The sequence below is a fragment of the Bradyrhizobium sp. WYCCWR15520 genome (genome assembly GCF_056174665.1).
In genome coordinates, this window is sequence record NZ_JBWBWM010000132.1 from 1 (window position 1) to 2,139 (window position 2,139).

General features: G+C 57.5%; 3 protein-coding genes. 1 reads left to right on the forward strand and 2 read right to left on the reverse strand.

Annotated elements, in window-relative coordinates; all coding sequences use genetic code 11:
- Positions 1 to 180 (forward strand): hypothetical protein (locus tag AC0QUY_RS42460; protein WP_474417235.1); only part of this gene is annotated, 180 nt, incomplete at its 5' end.
- Between the two features lie 21 nt (positions 181 to 201).
- Here the strand turns inward: AC0QUY_RS42460 and AC0QUY_RS42465 are convergent.
- Entirely contained in the window at positions 202 to 702 is a 501-nt protein-coding gene (locus AC0QUY_RS42465) for a group II intron maturase-specific domain-containing protein (RefSeq protein ID WP_474417234.1), read from the reverse strand.
- The gene (gene ltrA / locus AC0QUY_RS42470; protein ID WP_474417233.1) at positions 647 to 1,450 is read right to left on the reverse strand and encodes a group II intron reverse transcriptase/maturase; all 804 of its coding nucleotides are present in this window, start codon (positions 1,448 to 1,450) and stop codon (positions 647 to 649) included. Before ltrA ends, AC0QUY_RS42465 begins: the two co-directional genes overlap by 56 nt.
- Positions 1,451 to 2,139: the final 689 nt, after the last annotated feature.

The following is a 2,139-nucleotide window of genomic DNA, read 5'->3' on the forward strand; positions in this document are numbered from 1 at the left end:
TCGTCGCTGACGCGCTGGCGCAATCGCATGGGCGAGGAACGGCTGGCGGCGCTGATCCAGGAAAGCCTGTCGGTTGCCGTCAAGACCGAGGCAGTCAAGCCGTCCGAACTGTCGCGGGTGATCGTCGGTCGAGTAGCCCCGGGGAATTGCACCCCGAGGCTCTCACGAAACCGGACGTGAACCTCTCGATTCATCCGGCTTCTATCTTCCAGCCGCAGGTCGAATGCCGACTCGCCACAAATAGAGTAGGTTCGGATCGCGCTGTGCGAGCCGTCCCAACCAATATACTGAGGCGACTTTCCGGCCTTTCAACCGCTTGTATTTCCGCCTCGTCCAATGGGCGAGCGCGTCGTTAACGTGACGAAGGACGTTGACACATTCCGTTCGGTAAAACCGTCCGTAATAGTTCAGCCATCCTTGCACGACAGGATCAATCAGCTTGGCGAGTTCTTCAAGACTCCAGTGGTTTCGCGTCGAACCCAGTCGCCATGAGCGAATGGTTTGTCGGATTCCTTTGGCAGCCTTGTTGCTGATTGCCGGGAGGAAGTTGAGGAACTTCTCGCCCTTTCGATCGCGAGCGCTGCGCGGCTGGAAGGTGTAGCCAAGGAAGTCGAACGAGATGTGTTCGCATTCCTTTCTCCGTTTATTATCCTTGCAGTAGACGATCCGGTTCCGGGTGGAGCTCCAGACCGCATTCCGCAAGACGTTTCCGGATCGCCTCCATCACGGTTTGAGCCTCGCTTTCAGTTCTGCAATGGACTATCGCATCGTCAGCGTATCTTTCGAAACACAAACAAGGGAAGGTCCGCTGCATCCAGTGATCGAATGCATAGTGCAGAACCAAATTTGCGAGCAGCGGTGAAACCACTGAACCCTGAGGGGTTCCGCGTGTTCTCTCCACAAGGATTCCGTCTTCTTTCTCCACGGGAGCTTGCAGCCACCGCTTTACGTAGAGACGAATCCAGCTCAGTTTCGTGTGGTGGGCGACGGCCTTTTCGATCAGGTGCCAAGGAATCGAGTCGAAGAACGACTTGATATCAAGGTCGATAACCCAGTCGAATTTCCAGCAACGCTTTCGCGCTGTCCCCATTGCGTCAAGCGCCGAACGGCCGGGCCGATAGCCGTAGGAGTCGGGATGGAATATTCGTTCCATCGTCGGCTCCATAACCATCTTTGCAACCGTCTGAGCCACGCGGTCAGCTATAGAGGGTATTCCTAACGGACGCTTCCCTCCATTAGCCTTGGGAATTTCCACGAGACGGACGGGAGGCGGAAAGTATGTCCCCGACGACATTCGATTCCAGATCTTGTAGAGGTTTCTCTTCAAGTCCTTTTCGAATTCCTCGATGGAGACCCCGTCCACACCCGCTGACCCGCGGTTCGCTTTCACCTGTTTCCAAGCTTCCCAAACGAGATGTTTGGGGATCTGATACGACTTTGCCTCAGTCATCGGCTCCTCCCGTTTCCGGTTGGCCTGTGACTTTGGCTGGAAGATCGGGTCCCTTCGCTCCGCCCGTATTACCGGGCCTCATCACTATTACGAACCCGTCCGCCCCTGCGTCGCGCATTGGTACTCTGCCCTCGGCGGATCCGCCGCCTTTGGGGTCTCCCTTGGCATCGCGACGCAGGTTCCCATGTTCCGCGCAAGAGCCTGCCATCGGGATCACGCCGCCTCTACACCGGTTGCCGCCCGGCCAATAGACAGGCTCTCGCCGCGCTTGATCCCAGGAGGTGGTATCGCCCCTGGTTTCGACAACACCTGAACTGTACTTTCGATGCATCATCGGCGGTTTACTTGCGTTCGTCTTCCCGTGGCTCACCTGACAGGCTGATTGCCCGCCTTTTCCAGCAACGCTCACCACCTCAGCCATTGAGCTAAAGCAGCTTGTGGCGGTTTGGACTCTGATCCTGCAATCCGAGTCCGAGGGGCCTGCCCTCATCTCTTGCGCAGCAAGGCTGCTCGGAAGATGGTCTACATACTCAACCTCCTTCTTCGCGCCGTCATGGCGCACACACCACGGTTCAGCCCAAGAACGTGACGTTCCCCACCGACGCGAAGCTTCTAAACCGGGCGCGCGAGAAGCTGGTGCGGCTGGCGCAGCGCCATGGGGTGATTTTGCGTCAGTCCTATGCGCGGGT

Coding starts and splice junctions, on each gene's coding strand:
- ltrA (WP_474417233.1), bottom strand. CDS start 1,450: ATGACTGAGGCAAAGTCGTATCAGATCCCCAAACATCTCGTTTGGGAA.